Origin of the sequence: Actinomadura sp. HBU206391 (assembly GCF_014323665.1) — a bacterium.
Lineage (GTDB): Bacteria > Actinomycetota > Actinomycetes > Streptosporangiales > Streptosporangiaceae > Actinomadura_C.
Window position 1 is genome coordinate 44,583 of record NZ_JABVEB010000002.1, and the last position, 15,724, is coordinate 60,306.

The 15,724-nt window shown below is 69.6% G+C and carries 12 protein-coding genes and 1 tRNA gene; 2 read left to right on the forward strand and 11 right to left on the reverse strand.

The window, feature by feature from the left end; translation table 11 throughout:
- Positions 1-18 precede the first annotated feature (18 nt).
- Positions 19-288 carry an amidohydrolase family protein gene (locus tag HKK72_RS02380; protein ID WP_222720238.1) on the forward strand — a complete coding sequence of 90 codons (270 nt, stop codon included), beginning with the start codon at positions 19-21 and terminating at the stop codon, positions 286-288.
- A gap of 155 nt (positions 289-443) precedes the next feature.
- On the opposite strand, the gene HKK72_RS02385 is transcribed toward HKK72_RS02380, so the two are convergent.
- The 10 genes from HKK72_RS02385 to ahcY (HKK72_RS02430) all read right to left on the reverse strand — a co-directional run bounded on the left by HKK72_RS02385 (position 444) and on the right by ahcY (HKK72_RS02430) (position 14,481).
- On the reverse strand, positions 444-902 hold the full coding sequence (locus HKK72_RS02385; protein WP_315987028.1) for a universal stress protein: 459 nt from the start codon (positions 900-902) through the stop codon (positions 444-446).
- Positions 903-986: 84 nt separating this feature from the next.
- Entirely contained in the window at positions 987-4,088 is a 3,102-nt protein-coding gene (locus HKK72_RS02390; RefSeq protein ID WP_222720239.1) for a M14 family metallopeptidase, read from the reverse strand.
- Between the two features lie 225 nt (positions 4,089-4,313).
- Positions 4,314-5,174 carry a fused MFS/spermidine synthase gene (locus HKK72_RS02395; protein WP_315987029.1) on the reverse strand — a complete coding sequence of 287 codons (861 nt, stop codon included), beginning with the start codon at positions 5,172-5,174 and terminating at the stop codon, positions 4,314-4,316.
- 84 nt (positions 5,175-5,258) lie between these two features.
- Entirely contained in the window at positions 5,259-6,773 is a 1,515-nt protein-coding gene (locus HKK72_RS02400) for a purple acid phosphatase family protein (protein WP_222720240.1), read from the reverse strand.
- 173 nt (positions 6,774-6,946) lie between these two features.
- The gene (locus tag HKK72_RS02405; RefSeq protein WP_187232544.1) at positions 6,947-9,253 is read right to left on the reverse strand and encodes a hypothetical protein; all 2,307 of its coding nucleotides are present in this window, start codon (positions 9,251-9,253) and stop codon (positions 6,947-6,949) included.
- Positions 9,253-9,328 (reverse strand) — tRNA-Leu (locus HKK72_RS02410). The genes HKK72_RS02405 and HKK72_RS02410 overlap by 1 nt, the downstream gene beginning before the upstream one ends.
- Before the next feature lie 86 nt (positions 9,329-9,414).
- Positions 9,415-9,996, reverse strand: a complete 582-nt coding sequence (locus HKK72_RS02415) for a hypothetical protein (RefSeq protein ID WP_187232545.1) — start codon at positions 9,994-9,996, stop codon at positions 9,415-9,417.
- A 75-nt stretch (positions 9,997-10,071) separates the two neighbouring features.
- The gene (locus HKK72_RS40525) at positions 10,072-11,550 is read right to left on the reverse strand and encodes a membrane-associated oxidoreductase (RefSeq protein WP_187232546.1); all 1,479 of its coding nucleotides are present in this window, start codon (positions 11,548-11,550) and stop codon (positions 10,072-10,074) included.
- Positions 11,551-11,602: 52 nt separating this feature from the next.
- Complete coding sequence (gene ahcY / locus HKK72_RS02425; protein WP_187232547.1) at positions 11,603-12,901, reverse strand: adenosylhomocysteinase; 1,299 nt, start codon at positions 12,899-12,901, stop codon at positions 11,603-11,605.
- A gap of 149 nt (positions 12,902-13,050) precedes the next feature.
- Positions 13,051-14,481: an adenosylhomocysteinase gene (gene ahcY, locus HKK72_RS02430; protein ID WP_187232548.1), complete on the reverse strand. Its 1,431-nt coding sequence runs from the start codon at positions 14,479-14,481 to the stop codon at positions 13,051-13,053.
- A 139-nt stretch (positions 14,482-14,620) separates the two neighbouring features.
- Here ahcY (HKK72_RS02430) and HKK72_RS02435 point away from each other — a divergent pair, with 139 nt between their 5' ends.
- Positions 14,621-14,998, forward strand: a complete 378-nt coding sequence (locus HKK72_RS02435; protein ID WP_187232549.1) for a MerR family DNA-binding transcriptional regulator — start codon at positions 14,621-14,623, stop codon at positions 14,996-14,998.
- A 74-nt stretch (positions 14,999-15,072) separates the two neighbouring features.
- Here HKK72_RS02435 and HKK72_RS02440 read toward each other — a convergent pair whose 3' ends face one another.
- Entirely contained in the window at positions 15,073-15,639 is a 567-nt protein-coding gene (locus HKK72_RS02440; RefSeq protein WP_187232550.1) for a Uma2 family endonuclease, read from the reverse strand.
- Between the last annotated feature and the right edge of the window lie 85 nt (positions 15,640-15,724).

The window sequence follows — 15,724 nt, forward strand, 5'->3', positions numbered from 1 at the left end:
CTCGTACGGGCCCCGCGGATGTTCGCCGAGATCATCGGGAAGCTGCTCTTCTGGCGCGGCGAGGACAAGATCGTGTACGGGTCCGAAGCGCCGATCTTCCATCCGCAGTGGGCGCTGCGGGTCTTCATGGACTTCCAGATCCCGCAGGACCTCTGCGACGGGTACGGCTACTCGCAGCTCACCGACCAGGCCAAGCGCAAGATCCTGGGAGAGAACCTGCTGCGCCTGCACGGCATGGACGTCGAGGCGACCCGGGCCCGGCTCGGCCGCACGAGCACGGGAGGCTGAACCGCCTTCAGCGCCGAACTCCGTGTGGCCCCGCGCCGGGCACCTGTCCGGTCAGATCTGCTCGATCGTGACGTCGGCTGCCAGGTCCTCGTGGGGCAGGTACCTGTCGGCCGCCATGTGACCGGGCGATGACGCCGCCTGCGGGGCGCGGACGGTCAGGGCACGACGGTGACGGGCCAGTGGCCGATGCGGACGAGGCGGACGGCGAGTGAGCCGACGAGCCGGTGGCCGATCTTCTCGGATACGCCGACCACGACACCGTCGGCGTGGACCTCGTCGGCGATGCGCGCGAGTTCACTGAGCGGATCGCCGTGGGTCACGATGAACTCCGCTCGCACGCCCAGACGCGCCGCGCCGTCCGTGATCTCGCGGCGAAGGTCGTCGGCGATCTCGTCCATGGTCTGCTCGGTCACCAGCGCGCCGCCCGGGGCCATGTCGGCGAGGCTGCTCCTGCCGGCCACGTAGACGATCACCAGGCGTGCGTTCTGCCGGCGTGCCAGCCCGGCCGCATAGCTGCCCGCCCGCATCGATGTGGTCGAACCGTCCACGCCGGCCACGATGACACGAGGGCCATCTGTCCAGAATTCGTATGACTCTTCCGAATCTGTACCCACGTGAGAAGTATGCCGCTACTTGCCGGGAGACGCGGAAGGGCCCGCCCGGTGCCGGGCGGGCCCTTGTCGGCGCGTACTCGCCGATCAGCCGAGCAGGTGCTTCATCGCCCTCCTGACGAAGTCGTTCCGAGCGGCCTGGGTGCTCAGGCCCTCACCGCCGAAACCGACGTACACGGTGTCCTTGGTGGCGACGCCCGCGCCCTCCTCGAACGCCCGCTGCGACCGGGTCCAGTCGTTGGCGGCCGCCGCCGAACCCGGGGGCGGGCCGGCCACCGTCCAGCCGCCGAGGTCGGTCTCGAAGGAGGTCTCCGCGACCGCCGCGCCGTCCGTGGTGACCTTGGTGTCGTCGATGAAGACGCCGATGCCCTGGGTTCCCCAGTCGCTGGCGTAGGTGATCGAGAGTTCGACCTGCTTGCCCGCGTACGCGGACAGGTCGATCTTCCAGTCCTGCCAGCCGTTGGACTTGCCGGATGCCGCGTGCCACGCGCCCGTCGTGCCCGTGGGCGAGCAGTCCGCGCCCTGGTAGTGGGCGGTGAACGGGTGGATGTCACGCCAGCCGGAGGCGCAGCTGTCGCCGGTCTCCTGACTCGTGTGCCCGCCCGCGTCCGGCAGTGTCGTCCAGTCGTCTTCGCCCACGGTGTGCGCCTCGACGAACAGGTGGTCCCAGCCGGCCTCGGTGTCGTAGGAGGCGGAGAAGGTCAGTTCGCCGGCGCTCTTGCCGGTCAGGTCGACCGTCCGGGTGAGCCTCTTGTACGACATGTCGGCCGACTGGCTGTAGGCGTACCAGGCACCGGTGCGCGGGTCGAACGGTGCTCCGCCGGGCCGGTCCCATGCGATGGGCGCGGAGCTGCCGAACTGCGGGAACTGCGCCTTCGGCAGGAAGCTCGACGTCGTCAGGAAGGACGCGGTGTGATCCTGGTTGTTCGCCGAGTCGCCTCCGTTCAGTGTGCTCTGGAAGCCGGTGAACGCACCGCCGGCGCCCTTGACCGGATACGGCTTCCCGTCAGCACCGGTGCCCCCGCCGTCCACGTACGAGTAGGCGCCGAGGTAGTACTGCAGGAAGTCGTTCAGGATCGGCAGGCAGGGCGGGTCGGACAGGACCGCGCACTCCGGCTGGGCCGGGACGTCCGGCTCATAGAAGTACGCGCCGTTGGCGCCCTGCGCCAGCCCGGCGTACTTGCCGGTGTGGAGCAGCTTGCCGCCCTCGTTGAGATAGTCGCGGACGTTCAGCTCGGTGTCCACGGCGAGCTTCGCGGTCGTGCCGCCCGGCTGGCCGACCGCCCGGGTGATGATGTCGTCGCCGGTCTCCCAGACCACGGCCTTGTAGTGGCTCAGCACGCCGAGGTGGTGAGGTGCCGTACGGCCGTTGGCGTCGACGTCGTAGACGTCGGAGCTGTGGCCGGCGGCGGTCAGCGCCTTGGTGTAGGCGCCGGCGTACTTCGCCGTCGTCACGCCCTGCGCCGGGCTGGCGCCCGTGACGTCCTCGGCCGCGAGGACGAGCACCTTGCCGCCGATGTCGCTCGCGACGGTGTAGGTGAAGCGCTCACTGGAGATCCGCTTGCCCTTCTTCACCGCTTCGAACCAGACCTCCACCTTGTCCTTGGGCCTGGTGTCCCGTACGGTGCCGCGGAACTCGCCGTAGTAGACGTCGCCCTCGTCTCCGTAGCGTTCGCCGCCCCGCCATTCGCGGGTGCCGGTGCTGTGCGTACGGCCGCCGTTGATCCGGTAGCGCAGCGTCAGGCCCTTGAGCGAGCGGCGCGCGTCGACCGCCACCGGCTGGGTACGGCCGTGCGACACCGGGAAGGCGTCGACGTCCAGGTCCGGCGTGGCCTTGTCGACGACCGAGACGGGCTGGTCCGGCGTGTGCGCCGACTTCGCGGTGGCGAGCACCAGCGGGAGGTTCTTCTCGAACTCCTGCTGGATCAGCTTCTCGTCGTCGGGGAAGTGGAAGACGCTGAGGCAGTCCTCGGGCTTCCACCGGTCGTTCGGGTCGACGGCGCTGGCCGTCTGGCAGGTCGACATCTCCGGCGTGACCGTCAACGTCCCGTACCGCTCGGTCATGTGACCGTCGGTCTCGCCGTTGGTGGTGTAGAGCTCCGCGCCGAGGTCGGGGTCGTACCCGGGCACGGCCGGGTGCTGGTCGTCGCCGACCAGTGCCTCGAAGATGTGGTCGTCCGGCGACGGGGTCTGCGTCTGCCAGCCCACGCCGTACAGCAGCAGTTCGGCGGCGGAATGGTAGTTGATCATGTACTTGGGCCGGAGCCGCTTCACGAACGCGTCCTGCGCCTTCGTCTCCGGCTCCGAGCCCGGGGAGGCGCCGCGGAAGGTCTCGCTGTCGGGCGCCGGGGAGGAGCCCTCGTTGTCGTAGCCCCACTTGTAGCTGAAGTTGCGGTTGGGGTCGACGCCGTCGACGGTGGTGATCTGCCCGTCCCCGTCGTTGTCGCGCAGGTTCTTGCGCCACATCCGGTAGTCGGGGTTGAAGGTCAGGTCGTAACCGTCGACGTTGACGACCGGGATGAAGTAGAGGTCGGTCGTGTCGACGATCTTGGTGATCTCGGCGTTCTTGCCGTAGTTGTTCAGGAAGTGGTGGAGCTCTCGGCGGACCGTCTCGGGTGTGATCCACTCACGAGCGTGCTGCGCCGCCTGGAAGACGACGGCCGGGCGCTTGCCGTTCGCGTGCAGGGTGCGGGCACCCTTCGTCACCCGAATGGCCGTGATCGGCTTGCCCTTCAGCGACTTGCCGATGTCGATCGGCTCGGCGATCGACCGGTGCGCGTTCGCCGCGTTGACGATTTCCTCGCGGAGGTTTCCGGGTCCGCTGTACGGGCGGAACACCGTGCCCTCCGCGGCCAGGGCCTTCGAGCGCTCAGCGGCGGTCTGTCCCTTGACCTTCTTGACCTGGAGGGGAATGCCCTTCGCGCGCAGGGCGTCACCCCGCGCACGGCTCATGACGACTTCGACACTGGCCTTGCCGTTCACGGACTTGCCCAGGGCGATGTCCTCGTGATCGAGACCGAGTTCGCGGAGTGTCTTCAGCTGATCCGGGGTGATCTGTCCGGAGAAGACTTCGAGCCGGTCCTTGCTGCGGTCCTGGCCCGGCGGGGCGGCGGCCATGGCCGGACCGGCCATGGCGACCCCGGCCGCCAAGGTGATCGCGGCGAGGAAGGAGGGAACAACGCGCGTCATCGCGGCTCCTGGATGAGGGGTGTGGCGGAGTTCGCGCAGCACGCGAGAACTCCACGACGGGAAGGATCAGCCTCGTGTCGCCGCGATGATCAGGTCAACGCCGTAGGTCGGTTTTGTCGATATTTGCCGTTTGGTGCCGCTCTTTCGGTCACTCGCGCCGTTGCGTCGGAACGCCGCCATGAGCTTGTACGGCCGTCGGTGGTGATCATCGCGACGCCGCCGGGCTCAGTCTTGGCCGAAGACCTGAGGCGGTGGCGTCGACGTGGGCGTCTCCTCGCCGTCGTGCAGCGGCCGGGCACCCGCGTGGAAGCGGGCGAGATCGTCGCCGTCCAGTCGGCCGGCGCGTACCAGGGCACCGGCGGCCGCCCGGAGCGGACCCGGCACAGGGCCTGAGACCGGCAGCGGCGCCGGTGCGGCCGCGACGATGAGGTTTCCGAACCGGCGCCCGCTCAGCACGTCCGGGTCCGCGAGGAGCATCGCGTGCGGGAACACACCGGACACCGTCGCGACGACCCGCCGTACGAAGGCCAGCCGGGACCCGTCGGACACGTTGGTGAGATGCACCCCGCCCGGGCGGAGAACGCGTGCGACCTCACGCGTGAACTCGTCCGTGGCCAGTTCGATCGGCATCGTGGCCGCGGTGTAGGCGTCGACCACCACCAGATCGGCGGAGTCCCCGGGAAGGGCCGTCACCCCGGCCCGCCCGTCGACGATCCGGACGTCGAGCCGCGGGACCGTGTCGAGGGCGAGTTGCTCACGGACCATCTGTACGAGCCCGGCGTCCGGTTCGAACACCACCTGGCGGGACCCCGGCCGGGTGGCCGCGACGTACCGCGGCAGCGTGCAGGCGGCTCCGCCCACGTGGACGGCGTCGATGGCCGCCCGCCGGGGACCGAGACGGTCGACCACGCCGCCCATGATCTCCATGTACCCGAAGTCCAGATACGTCGGCTCGGAGAGGTCGACATAGGACTGGGGCACGCCACCGACGTTCAGTACCCAGCCGTTCTCACGGTCGGCGTCCTGCAGCAGTTCGGCCGTTCCACTGGAGATCGGATACCGGCCGGGCATGGGCTCGCCTCGCACGTGTGCCCACCTCCGCTCGCTCGCCCCTCTGGCCGGATACCGCGTCTCGCATCACCGTCGACCTGGGCACTACTCTGCCGTACCTCAGTCCGTGGCGAGCGGGGCGTGGCCCCGCGGGTGGTGATCGCCCTTGCCGTGTCCCCGGTGACGGTGCGGCCGACGGAGGCCCGACAGGTCCCGTCTGACGACGGTGTTGCGGTCGGAGACGTTGTTGCCCAGGGCGAACTGCGGCCAGTACCCCATGATCTCCTGCCGGCTGCGCTCGCTCCACGCGCGGGCCAGTTCACTGCGTGACTTGTGGAAGTTCAGCGCGTAGCCCTCGGTGTGCAGTCTCAGCAGCGAGAAGCCTCCGGGGTACTCCTTGACCGCGGCGACCTCCTGCAGCGTCACGCCGGGTGCGGCCGGGCTGACCGTCCGGTGGTTGCGATGGGTGTGGCCGGCATGGTGCAGGAAGACTCCGGGAGTCCGCTTGTAGGTGTCGAGGATCGACGCGGCCTGAGCGGCGTCCAGGGAGTTGCCGGCCGTGATCGGGAAGGCGGAGTCGGCCATGACGAGCGGGTGGTGCCCGAACACCAGGGTGGGCTGGTCCTTGTGCGCGGCGAGGGTGGAGCGGAACCAGGAAAGCTGTTCCGGCGACAGCCCGCCGGCATCGCCACCGCCGCCCGGCTTGTCATAGGTGTCGAGCCCGATCACGCGCAGGCCGGACAGGTCGCTGGAGAAGTACGTGAGCTCGTCCTTAGCGAAGTAGGCGTCGTGGAAGCAGTCGTTGCCCTGCCACTGCCCGGCGCGGCAGGCGGCGTACGGGTCACCGGTGTGCGCGCGATCGTGGTTGCCGCGCGTGACGAAGTAGTCCTCGCGGTACTCGCCGAACCTGTTCAGCAGTCGCCGTGACCGGCTCAGATCGGCGGGCACGGCCTCGGCGGAGATGTCGCCGGCCGCGAGCAGGTAGGTCGGTTTGAGCCTCTCGACGTCCTCGACCAGGGACTCGAGCATCACCTCCGGGTACGGCGGGAGGCCTGGAACCTGGGAGATCCCGATGTACTGCGGCTGGCCCCCGACCAGCCCGGCCTGGGTCTCGCCCATGTGCAGGTCGTTGCAGAGGACGACGGAGAACAGGAAGCGTCCCGGCGGGGGCTGCGGCGTCGTGAACGAGAACGGCCCGGTCGTGCCGAGGCCATGGTCGGAGGTGCCCACGGCGTTGCCCGAGATGAGGGTGAACCGCATCGGCGAGACGGGCTTGCCGTTGGAGCGCGCCTGGTAGTAATAGGTCTGCCCGGGCTCGAGGTCGGTCAGCTCGACATGGTGGTACGGCGTGTGGGAGGAGATCCCATGCGCCACCCGGTTCAGCCGCGTGGGATGGGTGCCGTAACGCACCTCCCCGTCGGCCGGGGCGGGCACCATTCGTCCGAGGCCGTCGTCGGTGCCGGGTACGCCGGTGTACCAGGTGACGATGGCGCGGTCTTCGGTGAGCGTGACGAGTTCCAGATTGACGGGCAGCACGGCGTCGGGTCGCCCCGAACCCGTAGCGGCGTGACCTCGCGCCGGATCGACGGCGGCCAAGGGTACGGCGGCCGCGGCCACCGCCGACCAGCGAAGCATGTCCCTACGGGTGAAATCACATCCAGGCATGTGGCAGAAGCTAGGCACGCACGTTGAACGGATCTCCGGTGTCGGCTGGCGTGAAGATGTACGTCTCTTTGCCATGCGCACCTGTACGCGGCCGGGCCGGCGATGCGGCTGTGCCGCCGGCCGCGATGGCACAGCGATCCAGGTCAGGCACGGTGGGAACGAGCGGCCATGCCCCGGGCTCGGGCGGGCAGGTGGCGCATCCAGTGGCCGTCGGAGCTCCATCCGAGGAACGGGCGGGTCTCGGGAGCGCCTCCGCCGTCGAGGCGGCCGCCGACGAGAACGTGACGCAGCCCGGCCAGCACGGGGGCGAGCCGCCGTACGGCGTGCTCGGGGTGCCGCTTGGCCTCGTCCTGGATCCACGCGGTGAGGGTGATCTGGTCCTCCAGACCGCACAACGCCATGTAGAACAGCATCTGCCGCCAGGCGTACGCGGCGTCCTTGATGATCCCCAACGGGCGCGGATTGCCGTGCACCCGCGTCACGAGGCGGCAGACGGTCACGAACGCGCGGCGGGCCAGGTCGGACCGGCCCGGAGCGGGGTCCACCCCGATCGGGTGCACGAGCGCGGCCAGATTGTGGGAGGTGAGGATCTGCGCCTGCTCGATCACCATTCCGTTGGCGGCCACCCAGCGGCCCCCAGGATCACCGGCTCGACGCCGGCACAGCGCGGCGAACGTCTCGGACGTACGCGCCTGGAAACCCCGGTGCTGGGCCGTGTCGTCGATGGCGCGAATCGCCGCGTAGTCGATTCCGTAGTAGCGCTCGTACAGCGTCCCCTCCAGCACGTCGGCGGCGAGCTGCGCCGCCCGCAGGAACTTGCCGGAGAAGGCGCCCATGAAGATGTCGGCTGCCAGCTCCTCCACGAGCGGCACCTCGACGCCCGCCCGCGTGGCCAGCGCGCCGAGCTCCTGGATCAGCGGGTTGGGCAGGATGGTCGCCGGGAAGCCCCGCAGCGCCACCTCCCCGAGCTCGACCAGGGCGACGCGCGCGTGCCGCCTGGCCTCGCCGGGTTCACGGCGGTACCCGGACACCGCCCGCACCCAGGGCAGCTCCTCGAGCCGGACCTGGTGCTCCAGGTTGAGGAGCAGCAGTGACCGCCGCTTGCGGAAGGCCCGGTAGGCCGCGGCCATGAGCGAACGCAGGGTGTCGTCCCGATACGCCAGCGGGGTCGTCGAGGCGACCAGCCGGGGAACGAGCGCGGCCAGCACCTCCGCCGACGGGATCACGCCACGTTCGACCAGGACGGCGGCCGGCGCGCTGAGCGCCCGGTCGACCGGGCGCCGTAGCGAGCCGGGGATCTCACTGCCCGCGGCCACCCCCGTACGGTCCTCCTCGTCCTCGGTCACCGGCTCGGTCAGCCAGTCCGTCGAGGGCAGGCCGGCGTCCCGCGGCAGTGCCGACATGCGTGCGATCAGCACCTGCGCCAGGGCGTGGTGCGTCGGCCGGGCCGCGACCAGGGACTGGCCGTCGCGCAGCCCGGTGTGCCGCGGCGATCCGGGGGCGCCCCGCCGAGAGACCATCGAGTCCATGGCGTGCTGCACCAGTCCGCGCCGCCGCTGGTTCAGGCCGCGCCCGGCGACGATCTCCTCCAGCGCCGTCCGCAGAACCGCGAGGTTCTCCTTGGGCCTGCGGTGCTTGGAGCACAGGGTGTGGGCGGCGGCGAGACGCCGGTACCGTTCCAGCAGCTCGGAGCCGCGCTCTCGCCAGCCCTCCGGCTCTGTGCTCGCGACCTGCCCGGACTCGACGGTCTCCAGCCAATGCGCCAGCAGCTCGTCCGCGAAGGGGTTCCAGACCGCCAACGCCTCGTTCATCGCCTCGACGGCCTGATTCGGGCGGCGCTCGCCGAGCCGGTCGTGTACCTCGCCGACCGTCTCGCGGTGGACGACAGTCCCGTCCGGTGGCGGTGCGTCGCTCGGCTGCGGAAGGAAGCGCAGCCGGCCGGCGAACGGCTCGATCTCCTCCAGCAGGGTCAGCGCCGCGTCGCCGTCGCCCGCCCGCAGCAGCCACGCCACCGTGAGCAGGGCCGCCGTCTCGGGCACGGTGATCTCGTAGCGGCCGCTGTCCAGCAACGCGCCCAGCTCGGCCATGCCCGCGTCGGTCAGGTGATGGAGGAACAGCGCCCGGCGGTCGGCGGGCACTCCGGCCCGGCGGGCGGCCTCGATCTCGTGCGATGTCAGCGGCCCGCCCGCCGCCGCCTCGCCCGTGGCGAACCCGCCCCGTACGACCTCGGGAGTCACCCACGCCGGCAGGCCGTCGACCGGTGTCCTCGACCCGATGGCGAGCGTCCCGTCGGACATGCCGGCGAGGACCTGTTCCCAGCGGCGGAGCCGTTCCTCCGCACGTCTGCGGGTGGCGGCGTCCGCATGGCTCAAGGCGGTGGTGAAGGCCTTCGCCATCTGCCCGCTGACGTATCCGGTCTCCACCCGCATCTGTGCGTCATCGTGGTTCATGGCCAGCGTGGCGGGTTCCGCCCCCGCGCCCTACGGGTTTTGAGCCCGGCGCTCTACTGACTGAGCTACACGCTGGTGACGCCTCAGGCTAGGGGTGCCTAGCCGACCCGCAACGCCATAAAGACGTCGTTTCGCCTGGCGGTCCACGGCGGGGTTGTGGGTCAATGCTGCGGGAGCGTGGGAGGGCGTTCGAGGTCGACCAGCTCCACGCCCTGGGCGTCCAGGACGACGTCCCCGGCGAGATGAACGGCGCTCGCCTCGCCGGTCGCCAGGTCGGTGACCTCGTAGCGCTCCACCGGAAGGGGCGCCAGGTCGGTGTCGTACGTCGTGACGTCGGTGAGCCGCCACCGCTGCGTCACCGTGAGCGCCGACAGCGCCGGCGCGCTCAGCCGTACCAGCCGTACGTCCGCATGGGAACCCGGCTCCAGTCGCAGAGACCTGGCCACGGCCACCAGGAAACCGGGGGAGTCACCGAGGAACCCCGCCGCTTCGGCCGAGTGCTCTTCGCCGTACTTTCCGGCGGAACGGACCCACAGCAGTTCCCTGCCGGCCAGCCCGCCGCGGATGAGGAGTTCACCGGCGCCGACCTGAACGCGGATCTGCAGCCACCGGCTGTCCACGGTGAGGTCGGTGCGCAGGCCGTCGGAGCGTTCGGAGACATACCGCCAGCCGCCCACGCCGGGCGCGCACTGGAAGGCCTCCTCGGTCCCGCTCTGCGGGTCGGCATACGTTCCGCGCGGCACGTGATCAGCCTTTCAGAGGACGAGGTCGCCGCGCCATCCGGGGCTCACGGGCAGTGTCGTCGGCGGGCCACGCACCTACTGGCGGCTGACGGCTCGCGTGATGCCCGTGGCGATCGTCGTGGCGAGGATCCAACCGGCGGCGATCAGGAGATAGGAGAGCCACTGGTACCCGCCGCGTGGGTTGAAGGCCTTCTCCTGGCCGAAGTCGATGATCGGCAGCAGCAGGTCGAGGGCGTAGAACAGCGCGTTGAAGTCGGGCGTCTCACCAGATTTCATCGGGGCCGGAGGGTGCAGCCCGTACGCGACGGCTCCGGTGAGCAGCAGGGCGAGCAGCCAGGCCGCCGCCCGCATCGGCCGGAAGCCGTAGCCGACGGTGACGTCCTGCAGGTACCCCCAGATCCTGGCGTACCAGGGCAGGGTCGTGCGATGACGGCGCTGCTTGGCGAGCTGGACCGTACGGGCTCCGGCGTCGTCGCCCACTTGGCGGTAGGCGGCGGTGAGCTGCTCGTACGCCTGCGGCACGTAGCCGTCCTCGTCGCGTTCCAGCAGGTCCAGCCGCCGTCCGGCGGGCAGGTGCGGCGCGAGGACGCCGTGGGCGAGCCCGTCGAGCCTGACCTGGTCGGGCCACACGTCGGGGGTGGCGTGGAGCAGATCGAACTGGGAGCGGCGCAGGTTCACCGAGCCTTCGATCGGGGCGGCCTCGCGAAGCCAGAACTCCCCGGCCGTGCAACTGCTCGCGCGCAGTGCCACCCCACCCGGGTTGGACAGCCGCGCGTACGCGAGGTTGAGCTGCCCGGGGATATGGGCGCCTCTGAGGTTGACCCTGCCCTCGGCGCGCAGGCGCATCGCGTGCAGATCGGATCCCACGGTGAGGGTCTCGGCGTTCAGCGCGGTGCCGCCGGGATCGCTCAGCTCGCTGTCGTCGAGGTTCAAAGACCCGGCGATCCTGGCTCCGCTCAACCGGACCTGGCCGTGGACCACCAGCCCGCGGCCGTACAGGTCGTCGCCGACCGTGGCCTGGTTGAGCTGCAGGGCCGGTTCTCCCCCGTCGCCTCGATCCCGCTGCTCGTCGCCGAGGTGCGCCCGGTCGCAGAAGATCGCGCCGGAGATCTTCGCGCCGCCGAGCCGTACGTGGCCGGGGATGCGGCAGTCGGTGATCCGCAGGACGCCGCCGATGCGGATGGTCGCGGCGTCGAGCGCGGGAAGGTAGGACTCGCTCAGGTTGAGCTGGCGTACCTCGGCCCCGTACAGGATCGCCGCGTGGTCGAGATGACAGGCGGTCAGCCGAACGGCGTGGTCGACGGTTCCGTACTGCAGGTTCAGTGGGCCGGAGATACGCGCGCCGACCAGCCGCAGCGCCGCGATCTCACCGTCGCCGGTGACGCCGCCCAGCAACAGGGGTCTCAGTGCCTCGGCCCGTACGGTGCGGTCCGGGCCCCAGCCGCCGCCGTGCGCGGGATCCTCGTCGGTGGACTCCCGGAAGTCGACCACCTCGCCGCGGGGGAACGCCCGCCACACCCGTCGCTCCGCGGGCGTCAGATCGGCGATCTCCATCGCGGGACCTTCTCGTGGCCGTCGTCATCCTGTCAATGGGCGGGGACGCGGCCTACGAACCGGATCTCCAGGAGCTGAGGTACTCCTCCTGCGCGGCGCTCAGGACGTCGATCGCGATGTCCATCGAGTCCAGCTTCAGCCGCGCGACCTCGGTGTCGATCTCGGCGGGCACGCGGTGGACCGTGGGGCCGAGGTCCTGGTGCGACCTCGCCAGCCAGCCGCAGGCCAGTGCCTGGTCGGCGAACGACATGTCCATGACGGCGGCCGGATGACCCTCGGCGGCCGCCAGATTGACCAGGCGGCCCTCGGCCAGCAGGACGAGACGGCGGCCGTCGGCGAGGACGTACTCGTCGGTGTGCGGCCGGATGCCGTGGTGGACCTCGACGGCGAGGTCGGTGAGTCCCCGTACGTCGATCTCGACGTCGAAGTGCCCGGAGTTCGCCAGGATCGCACCGTCCTTCATCACAGCGAAATGCTCCGGCCGGATCACCTCACGGTTGCCGGTCACGGTGATGAAGACCTCCCCGTGCCGGGCCGCCTCGTCCATCGGCAGCACCCGGTAGCCCTGCAGCGTCGCGTCGAGCGCCTTGACCGGGTCGATCTCGGTGACCACCACGCGGGCGCCCATTCCCCGGGCCCGCTCGGCGAGGCCCTTGCCGCAGTGACCGAAGCCGGCGACGACGATCGTCTTCCCGGACAGCAGCGTGTTGGTGGCCCGGATGATGCCGTCCAGTGTGGACTGACCGGTGCCGTACCGGTTGTCGAACATGTGGTTGGTGTAGGTGTCGTTCACCGCGACCATCGGGAACCGCAGTACGCCCTCACGGGCCATCTGGTGCAGCCTGATGACCCCGCTGGTGGTCTCCTCGCACCCGCCCTTCACCGAGCCGAGCAGGTCGGTGCGCTCGGTGTGCAGGGTGTTGACCAGGTCGCAGCCGTCGTCCAGCACCAGATCCGGCTCGATCTCCAGCGCCTGGTGGATGTGCCGGTAGTAGCCCGCGCGGTCGGTGCCGGCGCGGGCGAAGACCGAGGCTCCGTACTCCTCGACCAGCGCGGCGGCCGTGTCGTCCTGGGTGGACAGCGGGTTCGAGGCGGCCAGTGAGACCCGCGCGCCGCCGGCCTGCAGGGTGCGGATGAGGTTGGCCGTCTCGGTGGTGACGTGCATGCAGGCCGCGATCTTGAGCCCGTCCAGCGGCCGATCTTCGGCGAAGCGCGCGCGGATCTGGCGCAGTACCGGCATGGAGCGGTCGGCCCACTCGATGCGACGGACCCCCGCGCCCGCCAGCCCGGCGTCCGCGATGTCGTGCGAGCCGTCCGAGTCGCATGTGTCGTACGAGCCCTGCGCACTCACGTCGTCAGCACTCCTCGCCCCCTATGACCAGCCGTGATCATGCAGTTGTTCGCGCCACCGTGAGCGCGTCCAACGCGCGCGCGTGGAGCCCGGCCCCGGGAAGGCGGAAACCCGAGGGGAACAACTGCATGATCACGACAGGGGAGGGATCAGTAGCGGTAGTGGTCGGCCTTGTAGGGGCCTTCGACGTCGACGCCGATGTAGGAGGCCTGCTCCTTCGTCAGCTCGGTGAGCTTGACGCCGAGCGCGTCGAGATGCAGCCGGGCGACCTTCTCGTCGAGGTGCTTGGGCAGCACGTAGACGCCGACCGGGTACTCCTCGGTCTTGGTGAACAGCTCGATCTGCGCGATCACCTGGTTGGTGAAGGAGTTCGACATCACGAAGGACGGGTGGCCCGTGGCGCAGCCGAGGTTCATCAGCCGGCCCTCGGCGAGCACCAGGATGGAGTGCCCGTCCGGGAAGATCCACTCGTCGACCTGCGGCTTGATGTTGTTCTTCACGATGCCGTCGGTCTTCGCCAGCCCGGCCATGTCGATCTCATTGTCGAAGTGGCCGATGTTGCTGACGATGGCCTGGTGCTTCATCCGCGCCATGTGGTCGGCCCGGATGATGTTGAAGTTGCCCGTTGTGGTGACGAAGATGTCGGCGATTCCGACGACGTCCTCCAGCGTGGTGACCTGGAAGCCGTCCATGGCCGCCTGAAGGGCGCAGATAGGGTCGATCTCGGTGATGATGACGCGAGCGCCCTGGCCGCGCAGCGCGTCGGCGCAGCCCTTGCCCACGTCGCCGTAGCCGGCGACGACCGCGACCTTGCCGCCGATCAGCACGTCGGTGGCCCGGTTGAGGCCGTCGATGACAGAGTGGCGGCAGCCGTACTTGTTGTCGAACTTCGACTTCGTCACCGAGTCGTTGACGTTGATCGCCGGGAAGGCGAGCGTGCCGGCCTTGGCCATCTCGTAGAGACGGTGCACGCCGGTCGTGGTCTCTTCGGTCACGCCCTTGATGCCCTCGGCGGTGGCGGTCCAGCGGCCCGGCCGCTCGCCGATGGTGCGGCGCAGGGTCTCGAGCACGATGCCCCACTCCTCGGGGTCGTCCTCGGCCGCCGAGGGGACGGCGCCGGCCTTCTCGTACTCGGCGCCCTTGTGGACGAGCATCGTGGCGTCGCCACCGTCGTCAAGGATCATGTTGGGTCCGCTGCCGTCCGGCCATGCCAGCGCCTGGTCGGTGCACCACCAGTACTCCGAGAGCGTCTCGCCCTTCCAGGCGAACACCGGAACACCCTTGGGGTCCTCGACGGTGCCCTCGGGGCCGACGACGGTCGCCGCGGCGGCGTGGTCCTGGGTGGAGAAGATGTTGCAGCTGACCCAGCGGACATCGGCGCCGAGCGCGACCAGCGTCTCGATGAGCACGGCGGTCTGGATCGTCATGTGCAGTGAGCCCATGATCTTCGCGCCGCGCAGCGGCTGCGCGTCGGCGAACTCACGGCGCACGGCCATCAGCCCGGGCATCTCATGCTCGGCGAGCTGAATCTCCTTGCGGCCGAACGCCGCCAGTGAAAGGTCGGCGACCTTGTAGTCCATCGTTCGTGGCTCCTCGATGCGCTTCTTCGGGCTTCGCCGCGGCCTCGCCGGCGGTGTACGACAGCGAGTCTAGGCAGGGCAACGCGGCGACTGCACGGTCGGCCATGCGTTTCTAACACTGATTTGTCAGAATCATCCCATGCGTATCACGGAGGCCGCCCGGCGGCTCGGCACCTCACCCCGCATGCTCCGCTACCGCGAGGCTCTCGGGCTGCTGCCCGCCACCCGGGAACGCACCGGTCACCGGCGCTTCGGCGAGCCGGAGCTGCGCGCGGTGGCCCTGGGCCTGGCGCTGGAGCAGCGCTATGACATCGGGCCCGCCGAGCTCGCCTTCGGGCTACGGGTGCTGGCCGAGCCCGACGTGCAGGCTCGCGTCCGAGAGCTCGGAGAGCGTATCGGCCGGCTGTCCGCCCCGCCCGTGCGCGCCCTCGACTTCGAGAAGGAGAAGGCGCTCCGCCTCCTGCGGCAGCGACCGCTCCCGTCGCAGGCCCTTCGCGGCAGGCCGCCGGCCAGATGAGTCGGCCAGATGAGTCGGCCAGATGAGTCGGCCAGAGGAGAGCGGCGGTGGAGGGCGGTGCCGGACCGAATCGGTCAGAGCAGAGCGTCGAGATCGACGGTGACCGGGAACGGGTCGTCCATTTTGAGAACGACCGAGTGCACGCCCGCGGATTCGTAGGATCGCCCGGTCGGATCGAGTGCATAGGTGTACGCGATCAATGTGGATTCTTCTTGTTCGATGCGCCAATAATGCGGAAGTCCCGCTATCGCATATTCGGCCGGTTTATCGATCCGATCGGCGCTCACGCTGACCCTGCTCATGATCTCGGCCGCAAGCAGTACCTGCGGCGGCCGAATCGGCAGATGGTCGGGATCGCCCCGGAAGACAACAATATCAGGCCGTCTATTATGCAATGGGACATCGGCCAGACGGAGATCTACGTCCGTTGTCACCTGCCAGGGGGACGGCGCGGCCTCCTCCAGCGCATTGGCGAGCAGCCTGGCGATCCGATTGTGCCGCGGAGTCGCGGAAGGGTACACGATGATGCTCCCGTCGACGATTTCAATGCGTCGGCAGACTTCTTGCGGCATCCGATCGTATTCCTCTGCGGTGACACCTTCCTCGGGAAGTGTCGACATCCATTCCGGCAAAGCGGTCATTTTTCATCCTCCCGCTTCGACGCAGGCAGGGGTCGGCCATATCACCGAATGTAACCTGACCTAACGGTGTCGCCCGGATGACGAA

Excerpts from the sequence above, each read along its gene's own strand:
- HKK72_RS02390 (WP_222720239.1), bottom strand. The coding sequence starts at position 4,088 with ATGACGCGCGTTGTTCCCTCCTTCCTCGCCGCGATCACCTTGGCGGCC.
- HKK72_RS02440 (WP_187232550.1), bottom strand. The coding sequence starts at position 15,639 with ATGACCGCTTTGCCGGAATGGATGTCGACACTTCCCGAGGAAGGTGTC.
- HKK72_RS02400 (WP_222720240.1), bottom strand. The coding sequence starts at position 6,773 with ATGCTTCGCTGGTCGGCGGTGGCCGCGGCCGCCGTACCCTTGGCCGCC.
- ahcY (WP_187232548.1), bottom strand. The coding sequence starts at position 14,481 with ATGGACTACAAGGTCGCCGACCTTTCACTGGCGGCGTTCGGCCGCAAG.
- HKK72_RS02405 (WP_187232544.1), bottom strand. The coding sequence starts at position 9,253 with ATGAACCACGATGACGCACAGATGCGGGTGGAGACCGGATACGTCAGC.
- HKK72_RS40525 (WP_187232546.1), bottom strand. The coding sequence starts at position 11,550 with ATGGAGATCGCCGATCTGACGCCCGCGGAGCGACGGGTGTGGCGGGCG.
- HKK72_RS02380 (WP_222720238.1), top strand. The coding sequence starts at position 19 with ATGTTCGCCGAGATCATCGGGAAGCTGCTCTTCTGGCGCGGCGAGGAC.
- HKK72_RS02435 (WP_187232549.1), top strand. The coding sequence starts at position 14,621 with ATGCGTATCACGGAGGCCGCCCGGCGGCTCGGCACCTCACCCCGCATG.